Here is a 22,743-nt window from a genome sequence, read left to right as displayed (position 1 = left end):
TTCTTGGATAGCGAGAGACAGGAGGCGTTGCATGTCCTACCCCGTGCTCAAGATCGAGGGAATTGGCCCGAAATACGCCAAGAAATTGAACGCGATCGGCGTCATGACGACCGCGAAGCTGCTCGAAAGGGCCAAGGATCCGAAGGGGCGCAAGCAACTGGCCTCCGACTCCGGGATCGACGAGACGCTTATTCTCAAATGGGCCAACATGTCCGACCTGATGCGCATCAAGGGCGTCGGCGAGGAGTATTCCGAGCTTCTCGAAGTCTCCGGCGTCGACACCGTCAAGGAACTGCGCAACCGCAAGCCCGACAATCTGCACGCCAAGATGGTCGAGGTGAACGCGGCGAAGAAGCTGGTGCGTGCCCTGCCGAGCCCCAACAAGGTCAAGAGCTGGGTCGATCAGGCGAAGTCCCTGCCGCCGATGATGAAATACTGAGGCTGCATACGGCCATAGAAAATAGGCAGTAGCGGCTACCCGCCTGCTGTGGCACACAACCACCGTCGCAATTGGCGGTCGACGAGAAATACAGCAGGCGAGACGACCGAATGAGTGAACTCGATCTGGCGGCCGGATTTCCGGCCGCCGACGAAGCGCAATGGCTGGGCCTGGTCGAAAAGGTTCTGGCCGGGCGGGATTTCAAGCGTGCGCTGGTCTCCACGACTCGCGACGGACTTGAAATCGCGCCGCTGTACGGACAGCGCGAGCCGGGGCGCCATGTGCGCTCCGACGGCGGCCGCTGGGCCGTGTTCCAGCGCGTTGATCATCCCGATCTCGACGAGGCCAATCGGCTTGCCCGCGCCGACATCGAAGGTGGCGCCGACGGTCTGGAACTCGTCCTGCCCGGCGCACCCGGTGCCAACGGCTTTGGCGTCGCGCCCCAGTCGGTGGACGACATGGAGCGCCTTCTCGACGGGATTGACCTGACACGCGTGAAGCTGCGGCTCGATGCCGGCTACGAAAGCCGTCCGGCGCTGGTCCTGGCCATGGCGCTTGTCGAGAAGCTCGGTCTCGGGCCCGATGTGATCGACCTCGTCGGGCAATCCGATCCCGCCAACGGCCTGCTCGCCGACGGCCGGCTGGCGGCCCCCTACGACAGGATTTCCGCCTGGGGGGTGGATCTCGGCTACTATCTGAAGGAGAGCGGGCTTCGCATCGCGCCCTATGTCGCCGATGGTCGCGGCGTCCATGCCGGCGGCGGGTCCGAGGTGCAGGAACTCGCTTATGGCGTTGCCGATGCGCTGGAGCAGTTGCGCATGTTCGAGGCCGGCGGCATATCGCTCGAAGACGCGCGGACCTATGTGACGTTCTCGCTTGCTGCCGACGCCGACCAGTTCGCCACGATCGCCAAGTTCCGGGCCCTGCGGCTGTTGTGGAACCGGGTGCAGGAGGCCTGCGGCATGGCGCCGGCACCGGCGCACGTCCACGCCGAGACTGCGTGGCGCATGATGACCCGCCGCGATCCGTGGGTGAACCTGTTGCGCACCACCGTTGCGACGACGGCGGCGGCGATCGGCGGCGCGGACTCGATCACCGTCATGCCCTATACCGCTGCGCGGGGACTGCCGGATGCGTTTGCCCGCCGGGTCGCGCGCAATACGCAGCTCGTCCTGATGGAGGAGGCCAACCTGTTCCGTGTCGGCGATCCGGCCGCGGGCTCCGGCTATGTCGAGACGCTGACCGCGGCGATGGCGGAAGCGGCCTGGACGGAATTCCAGAAAATCGAAGCCGAGGGCGGCATCGTGAAATCGCTCATCGATGGCGCCTTCCAGGCCCGCATGAGGGATGTCCGCGATCGCCGCGATCGCGATGTCGCCACGCGCAGGGAGCCGCTGACCGGCGTATCGGAATACCCCAACCTGGCAGAGCTTCCCGTTGCCACGCTGGATGCCCAGACCTGCGAAATCGAACATTCCGGCATTGCCCTCGAGCCGCCGTCGGCGGATCACGGCGAACGCTGCCGGGCGCTCGTCGCCGCCGCGCGCAACGGCGCGACGCTGGCTGACATGGTGGCCACCGGTGGTGGTCCCTGGATACGGACCCAGGCCATGCCGAAGATGCGCTTGGCGGAGCCGTTCGAGCGTCTGCGCGATGCTTCCGATGTGGTGCTAGAGGCTACCGGCCGGCGGCCGCAGGTGTTTCTCGCCACGCTCGGCCGCATGGCCGATTTCACCGCGCGTGCGAGCTTTGCGCGCAACGCCTTCGAGGCCGGCGGCATCGAAGCTGTCGGCGGTATCGCCTTCGAAGGTCTCGACGACATGATTGCTGCCTACCGTGAGAGCGGCGCCGAGATTGCCTGCATCTGCGGCACCGACGATGCCTATGGCGCGCAAGGCGAGGCGGTTGCCGAGGTCCTCAAGGCCGCCGCCGCGAAAGGCGTCTATCTGGCCGGCCGGCCAGGCGACAGGGAGGCGGGCCTGCGTACCGCTGGCGTCGATGCCTTTATCTACGCAGGCTGTGATATTCTGTCGGAACTGACCGCAGCCCATGAACGGCTCGGTTTGACCGGCGAAGCCCGGAAATGATGGAGTGCCCGGCGAGATGACGCGCATCCCCGACTTCACCAAGGTGCCCTTCGCGCTTTCCGAAACCCCGGTGACGGCATCCGAAACCGCTGCCTGGGAGACGCCTGAAGGCATCCCGGTCAGGCCGGCCTATGGAGATGCGGACCGGGAAGGCCTCGATTTCCTCGAGTCCTGGCCGGGTATCGCGCCCTATCTGCGTGGTCCCTATCCGACCATGTACGCGACGCGGCCGTGGACGATCCGGCAATACGCCGGTTTCTCGACCGCCGAGGATTCCAACGCGTTCTACCGGCGCAATCTCGCCGCCGGCCAGAAGGGCCTGTCGATCGCATTCGATCTGGCCACCCACCGCGGCTACGATTCCGACAATCCGCGCGTGAAGGGCGATGTCGGCATGGCCGGTGTCGCGATCGACTCGATCTACGACATGCGCACCCTGTTCGATCACATTCCGCTCGACACGATGAGCGTTTCGATGACGATGAACGGGGCGGTGCTGCCGATCATGGCGCTCTATATAGCCGCCGCCGAGGAGCAGGGCGTGCCGACCGAGAAGCTGTCGGGCACGATCCAGAACGACATCCTCAAGGAGTTCATGGTCCGCAACACCTACATCTACCCGCCCAAGGCGTCGATGCGGATCGTCTCGGACATTTTCGCCTTTACGGCGGAGAAGATGCCGAAGTTCAACTCCATCTCGATCTCCGGCTACCACATGCAGGAAGCCGGGGCGACGGCGGACCTGGAGCTGGGCTATACGCTCGCCGACGGCGTCGAATATCTGCGCGCCGGTGTTGCCGCCGGCCTGTCGGTCGACGCCTTCGCGCCGCGCCTGTCGTTCTTCTTCGCGATCGGCATGAACTATTTCATGGAGATCGCGAAGCTGCGCGCCGCCCGTCTGCTGTGGGCGAAGCTGGTGCAGCCGTTCGAGCCCAAGAGCGACAAGTCGCTGGCGCTCAGGACCCACTGCCAGACGTCGGGCTGGAGCCTGACCGCGCAGGATGTCTTCAACAACGTGACGCGCACCTGCATCGAGGCGATGGCAGCCACCCAGGGCCACACCCAGTCGCTGCATACCAATGCGCTGGACGAGGCATTGGCGCTGCCGACGGACTTCTCCGCCCGCATCGCCCGCAACACCCAGATCCTGCTGCAGCAGGAGGCCGGCACTTGCCGCGTCATCGACCCGTGGGGCGGCTCCTACTATGTCGAGCGTCTGACCCACGACCTCGCCGCCAAGGCCTGGGCGCACATCCAGGAGGTCGAGGCGATGGGCGGCATGGCCAAGGCCATCGAGGCCGGCCTGCCGAAGCTCAGGATCGAGGAAGCCGCCGCCCGGACCCAGGCGCGTATCGATTCCGGCCGCCAGACGGTGGTCGGCGTCAATCGCTGGCGTGCGGACGAAGAGGCCGAGATCGAGATCCTCAAGGTGGACAATTCGGCAGTGCGCAGGCAGCAGATCGACAAGCTCGAGCGGCTGCGCGGCGAACGCGATCCGGCGGCCGTCGCCGCGGCCATCGAAGCGCTGGGCCGCTGTGCTAAGACCGGCGAGGGCAACCTGCTGGCGCTGGCCGTCGACGCCGCGCGCGCCAAGGCCACCGTCGGCGAGATTTCCGGCGCGCTGGAAAAGGTCTGGGGCCGCCACCAGGCGGAGATCCAGGCGATTTCCGGCGTCTACCGGCAGGAGGTCGGACAGATGGACGATAGCGTCAGGCGCGTGCAGCGCATGGTCGATGCCTTCGAGAAGGAAGAGGGCCGCAGGCCGCGTATCCTGGTCGCCAAGATGGGGCAGGACGGCCACGACCGCGGCCAGAAGGTGATCGCCTCCGCCTTCGCCGACCTCGGCTTCGACGTCGACATCGGCCCGCTGTTCGCAACCCCCGCCGAGGCCGCCCGTCAGGCGGTCGAGAACGACGTCCACATCATCGGCGTGTCCTCGCTCGCCGCCGGCCATCTGACGCTGGTGCCCGAGCTGAAGGCGGCGCTCGAGGAGGCCGGCCGCGGCGACATCATGATCGTCGTCGGCGGCGTCATCCCGCCGCAGGACTTCGCCGCGCTGAAGGAAGCCGGCGCCTCGGCGATCTTCCCGCCCGGCACCGTTATCTCCGAGGCGGCGGCCTCGCTGATCGATGAGCTCAATCGCCGCCTCGGTCACGGGCCCGCCCAGGCCGCGGAGTAGGGCGGGCCGGACCGCTCGAGCCGGGTCTCGGTCGAGCCGGCTAGAAGGGCAGCCCCTGGCCCGGATTGGGCGCGCCCGGAATGCCCGCCGGCATGTCCATGACGTTGAGCCCGCTGGGGACCTCGAACACGGCTGGGTCCTGTTCGGTGCGCTGCAGGTTCTCCAGGCCCGAGCCGAAGCCTTCTCCGGTCACTTCGATCGGGATGTTGTCGGCCGTCAGGCAGGCGATTGCCTGCTTCATCCGCCAGACGATGCAATCCTCGCCGTTCACGGTCTTCGTCTCGTCGGTCGGCGTGCCGTCGAATTCGTCGACATCGACGTTCGGCACCCGCATCGCCATGCCCGGCATCTGGTCCGACCACAGGATCATGTCGCCGCTGTCCATGTCGCGAACACTGCTCATCGCCATGCCCTGCTGGTTCATGTTGATGCGCATTTTCCGGTTCGCGGCCGAGTAGTGCATGGTGGCGCGCACGTTCATGCCCTTGCCATCGCTCAACACCCAGTCGCCCTGGAAGTCGACCGTCGGATAGGGTGGTTCGGCATGCGCCGCAGACGCGAAAAGTGCTGCGGACAATCCAAGAACGCGTGCGGATAGGCGAAACATCGTCGTTATTCCCTTTTGGTTTTCAAAGGAGTTGTGAATTCGAACTCGAAATGCCCGATTCTCCGGCGCACGGCGAACATTCACCGGGACATATGGTCGCCGCGAGACGGCCGTCGCCTCAGTGTCGCTGGCGGCTTCACCGCCCGTCGCGACGACGCGGGTCTTGCGGACGCAAATGCACTTGTGTACGCGTCGTGACAGTTGTGATGGCGACCTGGCCCGTTCACCCGTGATGATCCGACGATACCTCGCATTTTTCGCCCTGCTCCCCATACTTGCCGCCTGCGTTGGCGAGGACCAGCCCTCGGCGACGTCGATCATCCCTGTATCCTATACGATCACGGCACAGGCTGCCGGGCCGATCACGCCGGAGACGCCGTATTCGACAGCGACCTTGCGCAAGCTTTTCCCCGAACAGCGGATCGACGTCATCTCGACCGCCGACGAGGATGGCGTCGTCGATGCACTGACCGTGTTCTCCGACGGTCTGCAGGTCATGATGGTGATCCCCGCCAGGGGCGGAAAGACGGTCAAGGCCGTGCATGGCTCCGGTCTCGCGGTCGCCGGCCCGAACGGCGAGCGGCTCGGCATGAGCTTCCGCCAGGCCGGCATGAGCCGCAACGACTGCACCGTCGGCACCGGCCCATGGCTGGGCATGGCGGTGTGCACGGCGCGCGGCGCTTCGAATATCTATCTCGTCTTCGACAACGGCGGTTGGAACGGCTCGCCCAACGAGCTGGCTCCGGCATCGGCCCTTGCCGACGGTAAGCTGCAGCGTATCGTCTGGGTGCCGCAGCGGAGCGGTTGAGAACCGTGAGCTTGAGGGTGACGCGGGCGCCGCGCTGCGCTATGCCGCGAGCATGACCAATGCCGACTGTTCTTCCGCGACGATGCCCAACGGTCGCTCGATCGAGGAAACCGTCGCCGATCTGCGCGCCGGCGACCGGGCCACGCTCGCTCGCGCGATAACGCTGATCGAGTCCCGCAAGCCGGACCATCGCCGCGCCGCCGCCGCGCTGCTGCAGGCGATCCTGCCCTACACCGGGGAAGCCTGGCGCGTCGGGATCAGCGGTGTGCCGGGCGTCGGCAAATCGACCACCATCGACCAGCTCGGCATCAACCTGACCGAAGCCGGAAACAAGGTCGCGGTGCTCGCCGTCGATCCGTCCTCTCAGCGCACGGGCGGCTCGATTCTGGGCGACAAGACGCGCATGGCCCGACTGGCGGTGGACCCGAATGCCTTCATCCGTCCCTCGCCGAGCGCCGGGACCCTTGGGGGCGTCGCCGCGCGGACGCGCGAGACCATGCTGGTCTGCGAGGCGGCGGGCTTCGACGTTGTGATCGTCGAGACCGTCGGGACGGGACAGTCGGAGACGGCGGTCGCCGACATGGTCGACGTCTTTGTCGTGCTGGCGCTGCCGGGCGCCGGCGACGAACTGCAGGGCATCAAGAAGGGGATCCTGGAGATCGCCGACATCATTGCCGTCAACAAGGCTGATGGCGAGAACGCCGATCGCGCCAGGCAGGCCGCCGCGTCGCTGCGCGCCGCCCTGCACATCCTGACGCCGATAAGCCCGAACTGGACCCCGCCCGTTCTGGCGGTGTCCGGGCTGAGCAATCTCGGACTCGACAAGCTGTGGGTCGAGATCGGCGCTCACCGCGCCACCATGCAGGCCTCCGGCGAATTCGACGAGCGCCGTGCCGTCCAGCGCGTCAAATGGATGTGGGGGATGCTGGAGGAGCGGTTGCTCGCCCGGCTGCGCGCGGATCCCGACGTCTCCGCGCGCCTGGATGCGCTGGAACGGGACGTTCGCGAAGGTCGTCTGGCACCGACGGCGGCGGTCGAGGAGGTCGCCCCGGCGCTCGGCGCGTGAGTGAGGACGGCGATGGCAAAGCCCCGCCTGCTTGTCACCGGTTTCTCGTCGTTTCCCGGCGCGCGGCGCAACCCGACCGAGGTGCTGGTGACTGCCCTCGACGTTAAACGCATGGCCCGGCGTTTCGACATCGACCTGGCTGCGACCATCCTGCCGACCGAATATGCCGCCGTATCCGACCTTCTGCCCTGGTTATGGAAGGACGTCCGGCCCGATGCGGCCATCCACTTCGGTCTGCACGGCCGGGCGCGGACGGTGCGGATCGAGACGCGGGCGGCGAACCATGCGACACCGGTCCGTCCCGATGCAGCGGGAAAGCGGCTCGCCACGCTGGTCATCGAGCCCCGCGGCCCGCTATACCGCCGCACGACGTTGCCGGCCGAGAAGATCGTCGTCGTGCTCCGGCGCGCCGGCATCCCCGCGACGCTGTCGGCGGATGCCGGCGGTTATCTCTGCAACTACGCGACCTGGGTGTCGCTGATGGCGGCAGGCGGAAAGAAGGGCAGGGCAGGTGGCCTCGCCGGCTTCGTGCACGTTCCCTGGCCGGCCGAGGAACGCGCGCCGAACGCCCCGACGGGGCGTCCCGGCTGGGGGGCGCTGGCGCTGGCTATGGAAACGGTGGTCGCGGCCGGTGCGCGGGCGGTGCGCATGAGATCGCAGGGCCGCGCCGGGTAAGAACGTCGAGGGACGTCCGGCCGGGACGTCCAGATCGCTTGCCCTCGACGCCATGCCTTTGCGTCATGCTCAGGGGCGTCACCCCAAAGTGACAAAAAAAGCCCGGGGTCAGACCCCGGGCTTTCGGTCAAACGCGGATTGCGGTCCGCGGTTGCCTGCGTCAGAAGAACGCCTGGATGCCCGTCTGCGCGCGACCGAGGATCAGCGCGTGGACGTCGTGCGTGCCTTCGTAGGTGTTGACGGTCTCGAGGTTCGCCAGGTGCCGCATGACGTGGAACTCGTCGGCAATGCCGTTGCCGCCGTGCATGTCGCGGGCCATGCGCGAGATGTCGAGCGCCTTACCGCAGTTGTTGCGCTTGACGATCGAGATCATCTCCGGCGCCACCTTGCCCTCGTCGAACAGGCGACCGACGCGAAGCGAGCCCTGCAGGCCGAGCACGATCTCGGTCTGCATGTCGGCGAGTTTCTTCTGGATGAGCTGGGTGCCGGCGAGCGGCTTGCCGAACTGCTTGCGGTCGAGCGTGTACTGCCGCGCCGCGTGCCAGCAGAACTCGGCCGCGCCCAGCGCGCCCCACGAGATGCCGTAGCGGGCGCGGTTGAGGCAGCCGAACGGGCCCTTGAGGCCGGAGACATTCGGCAGCAGGTTCTCTTCCGGCACCTCGACATTGTCCATGACGATCTCGCCGGTGATTGAGGCGCGAAGCGACAGCTTGCCTTCGATCTTCGGGCAGGACAGGCCCTTCATGCCCTTTTCGAGGATGAACCCGCGGATCTGGTTGTCGTGCGCGGCGGACTTCGCCCAGACCACCATCACGTCGGCAATCGGCGAGTTCGAGATCCACATCTTCGCGCCGGTGAGGCGATAGCCGCCGTCGATCTTCTCGGCGCGCGTCACCATGCCGCCCGGATCGGACCCGTGGTCCGGCTCGGTCAGGCCGAAGCAGCCGACCCATTCGCCGGAGGCAAGCTTGGGCAGGTACTTCTTGCGCTGGCTCTCGTCGCCATAGGCGTAGATCGGATACATGACCAGCGAGGCCTGCACGCTCATCATCGAGCGGTAGCCGGAGTCGACGCGCTCCACTTCGCGCGCGACTAGGCCATAGGAGACGTAGCCGGCGCCGACGCCGCCGTATTCCTCGGGGATCGTAACGCCGAGCAGGCCGAGCTCGCCCATCTCGTTGAAGATCGCCCGGTCGGTGTTTTCGTTGCGATACGCTTCCAGCACGCGCGGCATCAGCTTGTCCTGCGCGTAGGCTTGCGCGGTATCGCGGATCATCCGCTCGTCTTCGGTGAGCTGATCCTCAAGGAGGAACGGATCCTCCCACACGAACTTGGCGTAGCTGGTCGGAGACGGCTTCGCGCTGGCGGCGACGGACATAGGGTAACCCTCGATCTTCTCGTGAACGGTGGGCGCAACCTCTAACTCAACGTGTCTCCGATTTCGAGACACGTTGACGCATCCTCGCTATGCGCCCGATACAGATATTATTTTAATCTTCAAATTGTTTCTGTCCAGACACAAATGGCAGACCTGAGCCGCCTATTCAGCCTTGCCTGCGATCTTCAGCGCGCCCGCCATCTTCAGCGCGAAGGCATAGACCAGCGCGATCTCCTTGAGCCGGTCGAACCGCCCCGCCGCGCCGGCGTGTCCGGCTTCCATGTTGGTGCGCAACAGGATCGTCGCATCCGATGTGTTGTGGGTGCGCAGTTTCGCGATCCACTTCGCCGGCTCCCAGTAGGTGACGCGGGGGTCGGTCAGCCCGCAGAGGGCGAGGATGTTGGGATAGGCCTGTTCGCGCACGTTGTCGTACGGACTGTAAGCGGCGATCTGGTCGTATTCCTTGGCGCTTTCGATCGGGTTGCCCCATTCCGGCCATTCCGGCGGCGTCAGCGGCAGCGTGTCGTCGAGCATGGTGGCGAGCACATCGACGAACGGCACTTCCGCGACGATTCCGAGGAACAGGTCCGGCGCCATGTTGGCGACAGCGCCCATCAGCATGCCCCCGGCCGAGCCGCCATGGGCGACGATCCGGCCGCGCGCGGTGATCCCGGCATCGGCAAGGTACTCGCCGACGGCAACGAAATCCTTGAACGTGTTGGTCTTTTTCGCGCCTTTCCCGTCCCGATACCAGTGATAGCCCTTGTCCTTGCCGCCGCGGATATGGGCGATGGCATAGACGAAGCCACGGTCGGCGAGCGACAGCCAGTTCGTATTGAAAGCCGCCGGTATGGAGATGCCGTAGGAGCCGTAGCCGTAGAGCAGGCAGGGTGCGCTGCCGTCGAGGGGCGTGTCGGTCCGGTAGAGCAGGGTGACGGGCACGGTCTCGCCGTCCCACGAGGTCGCGTGCAGGCGGCGCACTACGTAGCGGTCCGGATCGTGGCCGCTCGGCACCTCCTGCCGCTTGCGCAAGGTGCGCTGGCGGCTCTCCATGTCGTAGTCGAACACTTCCGAGGGCGTGCGCATCGACGAATAGGAGAAGCGGATGGTCGCGGTGTCGTACTCGTAGCCGGGCAGCAGGCCGAGCGAATAGGCCTCCTCCTGAAACGCGATGGCGTGCTCCTCGCCGTCGGCGTAACGGTGGACGACGATGCGCGGCAGCCCGTCCTCGCGCTCAAGGCGCACCAGATGGTCGCGATAGCTGACCATGTCGAGGATCAGCCGGCCCTCGCGATGCGGCACGAAATCGCGCCAGTTCTCCGGGCCGGGGGAGGCCAGCGGACATGTCGCGATCTTGAAGTCCTCCGCCGCGTCGGCGTTGGTCAGGATCACCAGTTCGTCGTCGCGGCCGCGCCCGGCGTGATGGTCGACCCGGTATTCGATGCCCTTGCGCCGCGGCGCGACCATCACCGGCTCGCTTTCCGGCTGCGACGCGTCGATCAGACGAAGCTCGGATGTCTCGTGGTCGTGGGTGCTGATGACGATGAACCGGCCCGACTGGGTGTCCGAAACGCCGACGAAGAAGCCCGGATCGTCTTCCTCGTAGATCACCACGTCATCGTCCGGCGAAGTGCCGACCCGGTGGCGCATCACCCGCTTGGGGCGATGGTTGTCGTCGAGCCAGGTGTAGAACAGATAGTCGCTGCCGGCCGACCAGACCGCCGATCCGGTCGTGCGCGGGATCGCGTCGGCGAAATCCTCGCCCGAGGCGATATCGCGGATGCGGATCGTGTAGAACTCCGACCCCATTTCGTCGACGGCGTAGTGGATCAGCTTGTGGTTCGGGCTGTGATCGGCGCTGGCCATGCGGAAATAGGCCTTGCCGCTCGCCATGAAGTCGGCGTCCAGCAGCACTTCCTCCGCGCCGTGGTCCCCTTTCCTGGCGGCATCCCGCGGCTCGCGGACGATGAGCGGATGCTGGGCGCCGAGTTCGTAGCGCATGGCGTAGGCATAGGGCCCGTCCGGCGCGGGCACGCTGGAATCGTCCTCCTTGATGCGCCCGCGCATCTCGGTGAACAGGTGTTCCTGCAGCGGCTCGGTATGCTCCAGCGCCGCTTCCGTCCAGGCGTTCTCGGCCTCCAGATAGGCGCGGATCGCCGGATCCAGCACCGACGGATCGTGCATCACCTGCTGCCAGTTCTTGTCCTTCAGCCAGGCATAGTCGTCGATCCGCTCGCGGCCGTGATGGACGGTCTTCTCGGGGCGGCGTTCGGCGGTCGGTGCGGGCATGGGAACTACTCGTCCTGCAGGAAACACGAAGGGTTCGGGCAGGCTACTACCGGCCCGCGGCAGGATCGACAAGGCAAGAGGCTATTCCGCTCCGCCTTCCGGCTCCTTCTTCAGCGCGTTGCCGTTCAGGCAGTAGCGCAGTCCCGTCGGCTGCGGGCCGTCGGGGAAGACGTGGCCGAGATGGGCGTCGCAGCTGGCGCAGCGCACCTCGGTGCGGCGCATGAACAGCGCGCGGTCGTCGTGTTCGCTGACGGCTTCGGCCGAGACGGGCTCGTAGAAACTCGGCCAGCCGGTGCCGGACTCGTATTTCGTGCCGGCGTCGAACAGCGGCGCGCCGCAGCAGACGCACGAATAGGTGCCCGGGTCCTTGTCGTCCCAGTAGGGGCCGGTGAAGGCGCGCTCCGTGCCGTGCTTGCGCGTGATCCTGTATTGCTCGGGCGTGAGCTGCGCGCGCCACTCCTGGTCGGATTTCACGACCTTGGGCCGTTCGGATTGATCGGACATCGGGCACAGCCTCCACAACGAAGAGTCAATTGCCAATCACATAGGGCGGGAGGTGTGCCGATGCCAAGACTTGTTGAGTTGTCGTATGGTTTGGACCGGTTTTGATTGACGCCGGTGCGCCCCTTCGTATGTTCAACGGCATGCGATTCGAGGAGTCAAACGCGCCTTTATCCGATGACGGTGGCGAGATGCTGCCGCCGGTTTGCCGGGGCGTGAAAGAGGCCGAAACATGCGGCTTGTGATCTTGGCGGCGGTGCTTTTCGCGTTTTGGCTGCTGTTGTCCGGCCATTACGAGGCGCTGCTCATCGGTTATGGGGTCCTGTCCGTCGGGCTGGGCGTCCTCTTTGCCCGCCGGCTCGACATCCTCGACGAGGAGAGCCTTCCCTACGGGCTGTTCTGGCGTGGCGTTCTCTACTGGCCGTGGTTGATTCTGGAGATCATGAAGTCGGCGATCGACGTCACCAAGATCATCCTGAATCCGAAGCTGCCCATCTCGCCGACGCTCATGCGGGTAACGGCCCATCAGAAAGGGGCCGTCGGGATCACCACATATGCGAACTCCATCACGCTGACGCCGGGCACGATCTCCGCGGTGGTGTCGGAGCGCAAGCATGAGATCCTGGTCCACGCGCTGACCGAGGACGGCGGCGAGGCGCTGGAGGAAGGCGAAATGGATCGCCGTGTCGCAACCTTCGAGGCTGGCACATGATGTTTGCTGTCGCAGCGGTTGCGGTACTCGTCGCGCTTGCGCTTGCGGTTGTGCGGGCGCTGGCCGGACCGACGGTTTTCGACCGCCTGGTCGCCGCCAACGCGATCGGCAACGGCGCCATCCTGCTGCTCGCCGTTTTCGGCTTCCTCACCGGCCGACCGGAATTCCTGGACATCGGAATTCTCTACGCGCTCCTCAACATCATCGGCACGATCGCGGTGCTGAAGTACTTCCGCTTCGGCGATCTCGGCCATCGCGGCGGCGAGGAGCCGACCCAATGACGACCGCGCTCCTCACCGACATCGTCAGCGGGATGTTCCTGGCCATCGGGAGTTTCTTCCTCGTCGTCGGCGCGTTGGGGCTGATCCGCATGCCCGATGTGTTCACGCGCATGCATGCGACGTCGGTCAGCGACACGGTGGGGGCCGGCTTCCTGATCCTCGGTATGATCGTTCAGGCCGGCTTCACGCTGGTGACGGTGAAGCTTCTGTTCATCCTGGCGATATTCTTCTTCACCGGCCCGCTGGCCACGCATGCGCTCGCCCGCGGCGCGCTCGCGGTGGGGCTGCGCCCGGTGCTGTTCGACCGTGCCGGGCGCCGGCGCATCAAGGAGCTTGAGCTGATCAAGGAGTTCGGCGTCGTCGAGCCGCAGGCCGGTCCTGCCGAGCCGCCGAAAAAGCCGTCCTCCGGAAAGAAGAGTCCGTCGAAGTCGAAATCGGCGAAGAAGTCGCCAGGCAAAGGCAAGGGAGGCTCGTCATCGAAGCGCTGATCAACATGGTGCTCCTGACGATGATGGCGCTGGTCGTGATCGGCGTCGTGCGCCTGCGCAATCTATTCGCGGTCGTCATCCTGTCGAGCATCTACTCGTTCCTTATGGCAAGCGTTCTGATCGTGCTCGACGCCGTCGACGTGGCGATGACCGAGGCCGCCGTCGGCGCCGGAGTCTCCACGGTCCTGATGCTGGCCGCGCTCTATCTCACCAAGTCCGAGGAAGCCGCCCCCCGGCATACGCCGCTGTTGCCGATGTTCGTGACCATCGTCATCGGCGCCGCGCTGATATACGGCGCCGCCGACTTGCCGCCTTTCGGTGCGGCGGACACGCCGCCGAACACCCATGTCGGCCAGGCTTATCTCGAGCGCTCGCTGCCGGAGACGGGGGTTCCCAACGTCGTGTCTTCGGTCTTGGCCAGCTACCGTGGTTTCGACACCCTCGGCGAAACGGTCGTCGTTTTCACGGCGGGCATCGGCGTGCTCCTGCTGCTGCGCCGCAATGTGCGGTCCAAGGCAAAGGACTAGACGATGCGCCTCGACGTCGTTCTTCGTGTTGTCACCAAGCTGCTGCTGCCGTTCATCCTGGTGTTCGGCCTCTACGTGCAGTTCCACGGCGAGGTCGGCCCCGGTGGCGGCTTCCAGGCCGGCGTCATCGTCGCCGCCTGCATCATTCTCTATGCGATCATGTTCGGCCTTGATCGGGCGATGCGCGTGCTCTCCGTCAAGGCGGTCGAGAAGATGATCTCGCTCGGTGTGCTGCTCTATCTCGGCACCGGGGTCGCCGGCATGCTGATGGGCGGCGAATTCCTGAACTATTCGGTGCTCGAGCATGATCCGGTGGCCGGCCAGCATCTCGGCATCACGCTGATCGAGCTTGGCGTTCTGATCACGGTTGCCGGCACCATGGTCGCCATCTTCTACGCATTCGCGGGGCGGGGCCGATGAACGAATTCGTCTCCGCGATCGTCGATCACTACAATCAGTGGATCACCATCTTCCTGATGGTCGCCGGCCTTTATGTGGTTGTCGCGCGCGGCAACATGGTCAAGAAGCTGGTCGGCCTGTCGATCTTCCAGACCTCCGTTTATCTGCTCTACATCTCGCCGGGCAAGATCCTCGGCGGCACGCCGCCGATCCTGGCCGACGGGTTCACGGTCTATTCGAACCCGCTGCCGCACGTGCTGATCCTCACCGCCATTGTCGTCGGCGTCGCCACGCTCGCCCTCGGACTCGGTCTCGTGGTCCGCATCAATGAGGTCTACGGGACCATCGAGGAAGACGAAATTTTCGACCAGGGCGATGACGAATGACGGGTGAGGGGCTTCAACTGGCGGAGCAGCTTCCGGCTCTGCAGATCGTCCTGCCGCTTGCCGGCGCGGCCCTGTGCGCGCTGATCGACCGGCGCGGCTTCGGCTGGGCGATCGCGACGCTCGTCAGCTTTGCCATGCCGGTTATCTCGGTCATGCTGCTGATGCAGGTGCTCACGACCGGCCCGGTGTCCTACGCGTTCGGCGGCTGGGAGCCGCCCTATGGCATCGAGTACCGCGTCGACGTCGTCAACGGCTTCCTGCTGGTGCTCATCTCGGTCATGGGCGCCGTGGTGATGCCCTATGCGCGACGGTCGGTCGCCGCGGAGATCGCCGAGAACAAGCAGGCGTGGTTCTACTGCGTCTATCTTCTGTGCCTTGCCGGTCTTCTCGGCATGGCGATTACCGCCGATGCCTTCAACGCCTTCGTGTTCATGGAGGTTTCGTCGCTGGCGATGTACGTGCTGATCGCGCTCGGCAATGATCGCCGGGCGCTGGTCGCGGCCTACCAGTACCTGATCCTGGGCACCATCGGCGCCACTCTCTACGTCATCGGCGTCGGCCTGCTCTACGCCATGACCGGCACGCTCAACTTCGTCGATATGGCCGAGCGCATCGTCGCGGTGGAACAGACCCGGCCGGTGCTCGCCGCGCTCGCCTTCATCACGGTCGGCATGTGCCTGAAGCTGGCGCTGTTTCCGCTGCACGTCTGGCTGCCGAACGCCTATACCGGCGCCCCCTCTGTGGCCACGGTGTTCATCGCATCGACCGCCACCAAGGTCGCCGTCTATCTGCTGCTGCGCTATTACTTCTCGATCTTCGGCGTCGCCTTCGTCTTCGAGGATCTGCCGGTCACGCCGATCCTGCTGATCATGTCGATTGCGGCGATGTACGCCGCCTCGATCGTTGCCATCTTCCAGGACAACGTGAAGCGCATGCTCGCGTACTCGTCGGTGGCGCAGATCGGCTACATCACGCTCGGCATCGCGGAAGCGTCGCCACTCGGCCTGACCGGCGGCATCGTGCACCTGTTCAACCACGCGCTGATGAAGGGCGCGCTGTTCATGGTGATGGGGTGCATCGCCTTCCGGATCGGCCATTGCCGGCTCGGCGGCATGGCCGGCATCGGCCGGCGCATGCCGATCACCATGGCTGCCTTCGTCATCGCCGGCCTGTCGCTGATCGGCGTGCCCGGCACGGTCGGCTTCATCTCGAAATGGTACCTGGCGATGGCCGCCATCGAAAACGGCTGGTGGTGGCTGGCCTTTCTGATCATGGGCAGCTCGTTCCTGGCCGTGATCTACATCGGGCGCGTTATCGAGATGGCGTGGTTCCGCAAGCCCACGGGCGCTGCGGCCGATGCGACCGATCCGCCGCTGTCGATGCTGGTGCCGACCTGGATACTCGCCGGCGCCTGCATCGCATTCGGCATCGACTCTGAGATGACGGCCGGCATCGCCGCGCAGGCCGCAGACGTCTTGTTCGCGGGGCTGAGATGAGCGGTTCGACCCTGATTCTCCTCGCCCTGGCGATTCCCGCCGCCGCGGCGCTGCTGATCCCGCTGTTCCACCGACTGCCGAACGTGCGCGAGGCCGTCACGCTGCTCGCCGCCGGCCTGCTTGTCGTCGTGGTCTATTCCATCGTGCCGCTGGTCTTCGCCGGCGAGGTGCCGATGACCGGCGGGCTGGAGGTGATGCCAGGGGTGGTGATCGCCTTTTCGGTCGAGCCGCTGGGCATGATCTTCGCCTGCGTCGCCTCGACGCTGTGGATCGTCAACTCGATCTATTCGATCGGCTACATGCGCGGCAACAACGAGCCGCGCCAGACGTCGTTCTACGTCTGTTTCGCCGTGGCGCTCTCCTCCACCATGGGCATCGCCTTTTCGGACAACCTGTTCACGATCTTCCTGTTCTACGAGATCCTGACGCTCTCGACCTATCCGCTGGTCGTCCACAAGGGCGACGACGCGGCGCGGATCGGCGGACGAATCTACCTTTCGATCCTTCTTGGCACCTCCATGCTGCTGCTGCTGCCGGCCATCATCTGGACCGGCGCGCTGGCGGGAACGCTGACCTTCAACCGTGGCGGCATCCTGCCGGAAACGGTGCCGGTCGCCATGGTTGGCGTGCTCCTGCTGCTGTTCGTCTACGGCATCGGCAAGGCAGCCGTGATGCCCATTCATTTCTGGCTGCCCGCGGCAATGGTCGCGCCGACCCCGGTGTCCGCGCTCCTGCATGCCGTGGCCGTCGTCAAGGCGGGCGTGTTCACGGTCACCAAGGTCGTGGTCTACGTCTTCGGTGTCGACTATCTCGTCAGCGCCGGAACGGCCGGCTGGATGATGTGGCTCGCGGGCTTCACGGTCATCGCCGCGTCGCTCGTGGCACTGAGGCAGGACAATCTGAAGAAGCGGCTCGCCTATTCGACGGTCAGCCAGCTGTCCTACGTCGTTCTCGCCGCCGCGATCCTGGCGCCGCTGTCGCTGGTCGGGGCCGCCGTGCATATCGCGGCGCATGCCGTCTCCAAAATCACGCTGTTCTTCGCCGCTGGCTCCGTCTACACCGCCGCGCACGTCACCGAAGTCAGCCAGATGAACGGGATCGGCCGGCGCATGCCCTGGACGATGGGGGCCTTCGCCATCGGCGCCCTGTCGATGATCGGCGTGCCGCCCACGGCCGGTTTCCTGAGCAAGTGGTTCATCCTGTCCGGCGCCTATAGCGCCGAAGCCTGGCTCGCCGTCGGCGTGATCGTCCTTTCCACGGCCCTGAACGCGGCCTATTTCCTGCCCATCGTCTATACCGCCTTCGCGCGCAAGGAAGACGAGGGGTACGTGAAGCATCACGGCGACCACGGCGAGGCCCCGTTGCCGATCGTGATCGCTCTGACCGCGACCGCGGCAGGCACGATACTTCTGTTCCTGTTTCCCGGGCCGCTTGTCGCGCTGGCCGAGTCGATGGTGGGGATAGGCCAATGAAGGAAAAGCAGCCCTGGCTCGTCCGGCCGGAAACGATCCGCCGGTTGTGGATCGTGTTCATCGCCATTCTCGCGATCACCGTGCTGGCCGATTTCTTCGTCGAGCATCACGGCTATTTCGGCGTCGACGGCACCTTCGGCTTCGGCGCCTGGTATGGCTTCGTCTCCTGCGTCGTGCTGGTGGTGTTCTCCAAGGCGCTCGGCGCCCTCCTGAAGCGGCGGGACGACTACTATGATTGAGACGGTCATTCCGCCCGGATTGATCCTGTTCCTCGGCGCGTTCCTGCTGCCGTTCTTGACAGGTTCGGTGCGCTCGATCGTCGCGCTCGTCCTGCCGCTGGTGGCGCTGTATCTCGTCTGGGGGGTGCCGGATGGCCCGGCGCTGACGATGTCCTGGTTCGGCTACGAGCTCGTCCCCGTCCAGGGCGACGCGCTGTCGCGTGTCTTCGGCACGGTCTTCACGTTGACGGCGTTTGCCGGAGGTCTGTTCTCGCTCCACCAGCCGAACCGGTTTGAACTTCCCGCCGCCTATGCCTACGGCGGCGCCGCGGTCGGCGTCGTCTTCGCCGGCGACCTTTTGACGGTCTTCGTGTTCTGGGAGCTGATGGCGCTCGCCTCCACCGTAGTCATCTGGTGCGGCGGACCGAACGCCTGGGGCGCGAGCATCCGCTACGCCATCATCCACCTGCTCGGCGGCGTGCTGCTGATGACGGGCATCGTCGCCTACGTGGCCGATACCGGATCGATCGCGTTCACCGCGATGGAGGTCGGTTCCCTCGGCACCTGGCTGATCCTGGCCGGCTTCCTGATCAATGTCGGCGCGCCGCCGTTCTCCGCCTGGCTGCCCGACTCCTATCCGCAGGCCTCGTGGAGCGGCGCGGTGTTCCTGTCGGCCTTCACCACCAAGACCGCCGTCTACGTTCTGCTGCGGGGCTTTCCGGGCACGGAGATCCTGATCTGGATCGGCCTCTACATGGTCTTCTACGGGATCGTTTACGCGATCCTCGAGAACGACATGCGCCGGATCCTCGTCTATTCGATCGTCAATCAGGTCGGTTTCATGGTGACGGGCATCGGCATCGGCTCGGAGATGGCGCTCAACGGCGCCGCCGCCCACGCCTTCGCCCACATCATCTACAAGGCGCTGCTGCTGATGTCGGCCGGCTCCGTGCTCTACGCCACCGGCAAGAGCAAGTGCACCGATCTCGGCGGCCTGTTCCGCACCATGCCGGTGACGACCATCTGCGGCATCATCGGCGCGCTTTCGATCTCCGCCTTCCCGCTCACATCTGGCTTCATTTCCAAGTCGATGATCAGCCAGAGCGCCGCCGACGCGCATCTGGCCATCGTCTGGTTCGCCATTGCCGCGGCATCGGCAGCCGCATTCCTGTATGTCGGCCTCAAGTTCCCGTGGTTCGTCTTCTTCCAGAAGGATTCCGGCCTGCGCCCGCCGGACCCGCCCGCCAACATGACCGTCGCCATGTGGCTGCTGTCGGCGCTGTGCATCGGCATTGGCGTCTTCCCCGCACCGCTCTACGAGATCCTGCCCTATCCGGTCGACTACGTGCCCTACACCTGGTCGCACGTGGTCTTCCAACTGCAGATTCTGCTGTTTGCCGGTCTGGCCTTCTTCCTGCTGCTGAATATGTTAAAGACCACCGAGACGATCACTCTGGATTTCGACTGGTTCTGGCGGGGGCTCGGCAAGGCGCTCGGTCGCGAGTTCGACTGGCGGATGCTGGCCGCGTGGGAAGCCGTTGCCAATCGGACGGCAAGCCAGGCGCGCCGTTTCGTGGCCGGTGTCTACAAGCATCACGGTCCACGCGGTGTTCTGGCCCGGACCTGGCCGACTGGGTCGATGGTGTTGTGGGCGACGCTGTTACTCGCCGCATGGTTGCTGGTGTACTATGTACGCTAGAAGAGCAATAGCTTACGCAGGGTGATGGTGGCAGAATGAAAGCCTACAACCGCCCTGCACCGCGATGCAGCGGGATCGAATCAGAATAAGGTAAGTTTTATTCAGTCTGGGGGAAATAAACGCCGGTATCCAGTTGATATCGGATATCCCTTATATTATGTCTCGCCTCGCTTGGAAAAACTGACGGCGAATCGAACAGGTTCCGGCACCCGGCCGGTCGAAATCGCGAAATGCGATTTTTGGGACATCCCGAATCCCCGCCGGTTTCCCAAAACACCGTGAGAAGAGTTCAAAATCTTATGGAACAGACCACCCCGAAAACCGAACTGATTGAGCTGGCAGCGGACATCGTCTCTGCCTACGTCAGCAACAATACTGTGCCGACCAGCGATCTTGCTGCCCTGATTGGCGACGTCCATCAGGCGCTGGTGTCGGCCGCGACGGGGGCGATGGAGCCGGTCAAGGAAGAGCTGAAGCCGGCGGTGCCGGTACGCCGTTCCGTGACCCCGGATTTCATCATCTGTCTCGAAGACGGCAAGAAGTTCAAGTCGCTGAAGCGTCACCTGCGCACGCATTACGATCTTTCGCCCGAGGAGTATCGGGAAAAGTGGGGTCTGGCGCCTGACTATCCGATGGTCGCGCCGAATTACGCGGCAGCACGGTCGGCCCTCGCCAAGAAGATGGGTCTCGGCCAGCGTCGCAAGCGTCGCTGACGTCCTGATATAGCTTTCCGTCCCGCCGTCGCGGCGCGACGGCAGGCCATGTTCATCGCCTCGGCAGGGAAACTTCGCCGAGGCGTTGCTTTTCCGCGGCCAGGGCCTGCATCAGCGCGATATGCCGATTGATATCGTAGCTCCAGTGGCCAGCACGGCCGCGCCGGCGTTCGGCGCTGAGCGCCCGCTCTAGCCGCGTGACGATCGACCGCGTAACAGCGGGATCGTCGCTGGCGATCTCGTCAGGTGTGGCGCGCGCGAGCCACGGCAGATGCCGTTTCCGCTCGTAGCGCGCCTCTCCGGCGCGAACCGCCTGGCGAATACCTCGAGCTTTGCCCGGGATGCGGTGCGCCAGGTTCCGCCCGGCCGCTTTTTTCAACAAAGACCCGTTTGTCATCGCTACCGCCTCGTCGATCCGTTTCGGTTCGACGAGGGTAGGGGGACACACACGATATGAGAAAAAAATCCTATTAGAATGGCTGCTAAGCACCGGGGATAGCACGGGAAAAAGACAGAATTGGCCTGAATCTATTCACGCTTCCCTGCGTTACGTTAGAAAGGAGGAAATAATTCCTATTGCCGCTCATCCGCGGCGACTGCGTATGAGGGAGCAAGGCATGGAGATCCGGTCGCCAGTCGTGACGCCGTGTAGCAAGGAAGCGCCGGATCCGGATGTCTCGCGCCAGCACATGAAATCCGTGCTGGTCTCGGTGGTGGCCCGCAACTTCAGGGTTCGCGAAGCGGTGATCGACGCAGCCGGACGAACGGCCGCCCGCGAGGCCCTTGCCCGCCATGTCGCGATGTATCTGGCCCATGTCCTGTTCGGATGGACGTATGCCGAGATCGGACGGACATTTCGCCGTCACCGCACCTGTGTCACCTACGCCTGCGCCCGGATCGAGGACCGGCGCGACGATGTCCGGTTTGATGCCCGGGTTTCCCGGCTCGAGCGCCGTATCGCCGTTGCGACAGGGGAGCGGGCATGAGGCGTACGCTGAATTGGCGCCAGGAAGAGTCGGCGGCACGGATCCTGTCGGCTCTGGCCCGGAACGGCCGGCGGCTGGAGCCGGCCGGAGATGTCGCCGGTCGCTATGAGCTTCGCGCCCCCGAAGAGACGGCGCCACGGATCGTCGCCGATCGTGCGCTTGTCGACCTGATGCTAGCCAGAGACTGGCTCGAGCCGGCCGGGTCCGCACGGATCGCGAGCGAGGCGGGCCTTGCCTGGCTGCGTCGGCACAAATCTGGCGGCACGCCCTGGCGTGGCCAGCATCTGGCGACCGACACCGTGGACGTAGAAATGCCGGGGGGAGAGCGCGCCACGGTGACCGTGGCCGTCAACGAAAGCCCGCTTGCATGGCTGCGCCGCCGCCGTGGTGCCGACGGCAGGCCGCTGGTCACCGAAACCCAGTTCGCGGCCGGCGAACGGCTTCGTGCCGATTTCGAGCGTGGCCGGCTCAATCCGCGCGTCACCGCCGACTGGACGCGACCGTCGGCCGGCAAACGACATCGACGTGGCGGCGGCGGCCCCGCCGATGTCACCGACGCCGCGCTTGACGCTCGCCAGCGCGTCGAGGTGGTGCTGCGCGCGCTCGGCCCCGATCTCGGCGCCCTGCTGATCGACGTGTGCTGCTTTCTGACGGGTCTGGAGGATGCGGAACGAAAACGAGGCTGGCCGCGTCGTTCTGCCAAGGTTGTCCTGGGTATCGCGCTAGACAGGCTGGCCGCGCATTACGGCCTTTCGGAAACGGCTCGCGGGCCCGACCGCGCCAGGAAAATCCTGCACTGGGGGGATGAGGACTATCGTCCCAGGATCGGCTCCGCCGCCGAGACCCCTAGCTGAGGGCGGTGGCCGTCGCCGCCTCGGCGTCGCGCTGGATGCGGGCCACCATCGCCTTCAGGCCGTTGGAACGCTGCGAGCTCAGATGATCGCGCAGTCCCAGCTTGTCGAAGATTTCGGTGGAACTGGTAGCGAGGATCTCGTTCGCCGGTCGCCCCGAGTAGAGCGCAAGCAGGATCGCGATCAAACCGCGCACGATATGGGCATCGCTGTCGCCACGGAAGACAAGCACCGGATCGTCGCCATCGGCGACCTCCGTCACCAGCCAGACCTGGCTGGCGCAGCCGTTGACCTTGGTCTCGGCGGTGCGCTCGGCGTCGCCCAGCGGCTCCAGCGTGCGGCCAAGCTCGATCACATAGCGGTAGCGATCCTCCCAGTCGTCGAGGAAGGCGAAATCGTCGAGGATGGTCTTGATCGGTGCGGAGGCGGCTGCATTGGTCATGCCCAGGATATAAGGCCCCTGGCCGGCGCTGCCAATTCCAATGG

At 65.3% G+C, this 22,743-nt stretch carries 25 protein-coding genes; 19 read left to right on the top strand and 6 right to left on the bottom strand.

Annotated elements, in window-relative coordinates:
- Positions 1-31 precede the first annotated feature (31 nt).
- The 3 genes from MUB46_RS05310 (at position 32) to scpA (ending at position 4,705) form a co-directional block, all read left to right on the top strand.
- Positions 32-439 carry a DUF4332 domain-containing protein gene (locus tag MUB46_RS05310; protein ID WP_261614836.1) on the top strand — a complete coding sequence of 136 codons (408 nt, stop codon included), beginning with the start codon at positions 32-34 and terminating at the stop codon, positions 437-439.
- Between the two features lie 110 nt (positions 440-549).
- Positions 550-2,526 carry a methylmalonyl-CoA mutase family protein gene (locus MUB46_RS05305; RefSeq protein ID WP_261614835.1) on the top strand — a complete coding sequence of 659 codons (1,977 nt, stop codon included), beginning with the start codon at positions 550-552 and terminating at the stop codon, positions 2,524-2,526.
- A gap of 16 nt (positions 2,527-2,542) precedes the next feature.
- Positions 2,543-4,705 carry a methylmalonyl-CoA mutase gene (gene scpA, locus MUB46_RS05300; protein ID WP_261614834.1) on the top strand — a complete coding sequence of 721 codons (2,163 nt, stop codon included), beginning with the start codon at positions 2,543-2,545 and terminating at the stop codon, positions 4,703-4,705.
- A 40-nt stretch (positions 4,706-4,745) separates the two neighbouring features.
- Here scpA and MUB46_RS05295 read toward each other — a convergent pair whose 3' ends face one another.
- On the bottom strand, positions 4,746-5,282 hold the full coding sequence (locus tag MUB46_RS05295; RefSeq protein WP_261614833.1) for a hypothetical protein: 537 nt from the start codon (positions 5,280-5,282) through the stop codon (positions 4,746-4,748).
- 262 nt (positions 5,283-5,544) lie between these two features.
- On the opposite strand from MUB46_RS05295, the gene MUB46_RS05290 reads away from it, so the two are divergent.
- Genes MUB46_RS05290 through MUB46_RS05280 form a run of 3 tightly spaced genes read left to right on the top strand, consistent with a single transcriptional unit; the run spans position 5,545 to position 7,861 of the window.
- Positions 5,545-6,120, top strand: a complete 576-nt coding sequence (locus MUB46_RS05290; RefSeq protein WP_261614832.1) for a DUF1131 family protein — start codon at positions 5,545-5,547, stop codon at positions 6,118-6,120.
- Between the two features lie 52 nt (positions 6,121-6,172).
- Entirely contained in the window at positions 6,173-7,186 is a 1,014-nt protein-coding gene (gene meaB / locus MUB46_RS05285) for a methylmalonyl Co-A mutase-associated GTPase MeaB (RefSeq protein WP_425256215.1), read from the top strand.
- A 12-nt stretch (positions 7,187-7,198) separates the two neighbouring features.
- Positions 7,199-7,861, top strand: coding sequence for a pyroglutamyl-peptidase I (locus tag MUB46_RS05280; protein WP_261614831.1), 663 nt, complete (start codon positions 7,199-7,201; stop codon positions 7,859-7,861).
- 160 nt (positions 7,862-8,021) lie between these two features.
- Here the strand turns inward: MUB46_RS05280 and MUB46_RS05275 are convergent, their stop codons facing one another.
- From MUB46_RS05275 to msrB, 3 genes are all read right to left on the bottom strand, one after another.
- Entirely contained in the window at positions 8,022-9,239 is a 1,218-nt protein-coding gene (locus MUB46_RS05275; RefSeq protein WP_261614830.1) for an acyl-CoA dehydrogenase, read from the bottom strand.
- Between the two features lie 162 nt (positions 9,240-9,401).
- Positions 9,402-11,528, bottom strand: coding sequence for a S9 family peptidase (locus tag MUB46_RS05270; protein ID WP_261614829.1), 2,127 nt, complete (start codon positions 11,526-11,528; stop codon positions 9,402-9,404).
- A gap of 81 nt (positions 11,529-11,609) precedes the next feature.
- Positions 11,610-12,032: a peptide-methionine (R)-S-oxide reductase MsrB gene (gene msrB / locus MUB46_RS05265; RefSeq protein ID WP_261614828.1), complete on the bottom strand. Its 423-nt coding sequence runs from the start codon at positions 12,030-12,032 to the stop codon at positions 11,610-11,612.
- Between the two features lie 229 nt (positions 12,033-12,261).
- On the opposite strand from msrB, the gene MUB46_RS05260 reads away from it, so the two are divergent.
- The 11 genes from MUB46_RS05260 (at position 12,262) to MUB46_RS05210 (ending at position 20,420) form a co-directional block, all read left to right on the top strand.
- Positions 12,262-12,741 carry a Na+/H+ antiporter subunit E gene (locus MUB46_RS05260; protein WP_261614827.1) on the top strand — a complete coding sequence of 160 codons (480 nt, stop codon included), beginning with the start codon at positions 12,262-12,264 and terminating at the stop codon, positions 12,739-12,741.
- Positions 12,738-13,022 (top strand): MrpF/PhaF family protein, encoded by a 285-nt coding sequence (locus tag MUB46_RS05255; RefSeq protein ID WP_261614826.1) that lies wholly within the window; start codon positions 12,738-12,740, stop codon positions 13,020-13,022. The genes MUB46_RS05260 and MUB46_RS05255 overlap by 4 nt, the downstream gene beginning before the upstream one ends.
- Positions 13,019-13,510, top strand: coding sequence for a monovalent cation/H(+) antiporter subunit G (gene mnhG / locus MUB46_RS05250; RefSeq protein WP_261614825.1), 492 nt, complete (start codon positions 13,019-13,021; stop codon positions 13,508-13,510). Before MUB46_RS05255 ends, mnhG begins: the two co-directional genes overlap by 4 nt.
- A 5-nt stretch (positions 13,511-13,515) precedes the next feature.
- The gene (locus MUB46_RS05245) at positions 13,516-14,037 is read left to right on the top strand and encodes a DUF4040 domain-containing protein (protein WP_261614824.1); all 522 of its coding nucleotides are present in this window, start codon (positions 13,516-13,518) and stop codon (positions 14,035-14,037) included.
- A gap of 3 nt (positions 14,038-14,040) precedes the next feature.
- Entirely contained in the window at positions 14,041-14,457 is a 417-nt protein-coding gene (locus MUB46_RS05240; RefSeq protein ID WP_261614823.1) for a Na(+)/H(+) antiporter subunit B, read from the top strand.
- Complete coding sequence (locus MUB46_RS05235) at positions 14,454-14,822, top strand: cation:proton antiporter subunit C (RefSeq protein ID WP_261614822.1); 369 nt, start codon at positions 14,454-14,456, stop codon at positions 14,820-14,822. Before MUB46_RS05240 ends, MUB46_RS05235 begins: the two co-directional genes overlap by 4 nt.
- On the top strand, positions 14,819-16,318 hold the full coding sequence (locus tag MUB46_RS05230) for a monovalent cation/H+ antiporter subunit D family protein (protein ID WP_261614821.1): 1,500 nt from the start codon (positions 14,819-14,821) through the stop codon (positions 16,316-16,318). Before MUB46_RS05235 ends, MUB46_RS05230 begins: the two co-directional genes overlap by 4 nt.
- Positions 16,315-17,790 (top strand): proton-conducting transporter transmembrane domain-containing protein, encoded by a 1,476-nt coding sequence (locus MUB46_RS05225; RefSeq protein WP_261614820.1) that lies wholly within the window; start codon positions 16,315-16,317, stop codon positions 17,788-17,790. The genes MUB46_RS05230 and MUB46_RS05225 overlap by 4 nt, the downstream gene beginning before the upstream one ends.
- Positions 17,787-18,029, top strand: coding sequence for a hypothetical protein (locus tag MUB46_RS05220; protein WP_261614819.1), 243 nt, complete (start codon positions 17,787-17,789; stop codon positions 18,027-18,029). The genes MUB46_RS05225 and MUB46_RS05220 overlap by 4 nt, the downstream gene beginning before the upstream one ends.
- Positions 18,022-19,707, top strand: a complete 1,686-nt coding sequence (locus tag MUB46_RS05215) for a Na(+)/H(+) antiporter subunit D (protein ID WP_261614818.1) — start codon at positions 18,022-18,024, stop codon at positions 19,705-19,707. The genes MUB46_RS05220 and MUB46_RS05215 overlap by 8 nt, the downstream gene beginning before the upstream one ends.
- A gap of 299 nt (positions 19,708-20,006) precedes the next feature.
- Complete coding sequence (locus MUB46_RS05210; protein WP_261614817.1) at positions 20,007-20,420, top strand: Ros/MucR family transcriptional regulator; 414 nt, start codon at positions 20,007-20,009, stop codon at positions 20,418-20,420.
- A 52-nt stretch (positions 20,421-20,472) separates the two neighbouring features.
- On the opposite strand, the gene MUB46_RS05205 is transcribed toward MUB46_RS05210, so the two are convergent.
- Positions 20,473-20,817: a DUF6477 family protein gene (locus tag MUB46_RS05205; RefSeq protein ID WP_261614816.1), complete on the bottom strand. Its 345-nt coding sequence runs from the start codon at positions 20,815-20,817 to the stop codon at positions 20,473-20,475.
- Positions 20,818-21,037: 220 nt separating this feature from the next.
- On the opposite strand from MUB46_RS05205, the gene MUB46_RS05200 reads away from it, so the two are divergent.
- Together MUB46_RS05200 and MUB46_RS05195 are read left to right on the top strand one after the other, a co-directional pair.
- Positions 21,038-21,406 carry a helix-turn-helix domain-containing protein gene (locus MUB46_RS05200; protein ID WP_261614815.1) on the top strand — a complete coding sequence of 123 codons (369 nt, stop codon included), beginning with the start codon at positions 21,038-21,040 and terminating at the stop codon, positions 21,404-21,406.
- On the top strand, positions 21,403-22,260 hold the full coding sequence (locus tag MUB46_RS05195; RefSeq protein WP_261614814.1) for a DUF6456 domain-containing protein: 858 nt from the start codon (positions 21,403-21,405) through the stop codon (positions 22,258-22,260). The genes MUB46_RS05200 and MUB46_RS05195 overlap by 4 nt, the downstream gene beginning before the upstream one ends.
- Here the strand turns inward: MUB46_RS05195 and MUB46_RS05190 are convergent.
- Positions 22,253-22,699 (bottom strand): SufE family protein, encoded by a 447-nt coding sequence (locus MUB46_RS05190; protein WP_261614813.1) that lies wholly within the window; start codon positions 22,697-22,699, stop codon positions 22,253-22,255. The two genes, MUB46_RS05195 and MUB46_RS05190, sit on opposite strands and share 8 nt — an antisense overlap.
- Positions 22,700-22,743 lie beyond the last annotated feature (44 nt).

This window comes from Microbaculum marinisediminis (assembly GCF_025397915.1).
Taxonomy (GTDB): domain Bacteria; phylum Pseudomonadota; class Alphaproteobacteria; order Rhizobiales; family Tepidamorphaceae; genus Microbaculum; species Microbaculum marinisediminis.
Note: the sequence above shows the minus strand (reverse complement) of the source record. Positions and strands in the feature narration are given on the sequence as shown.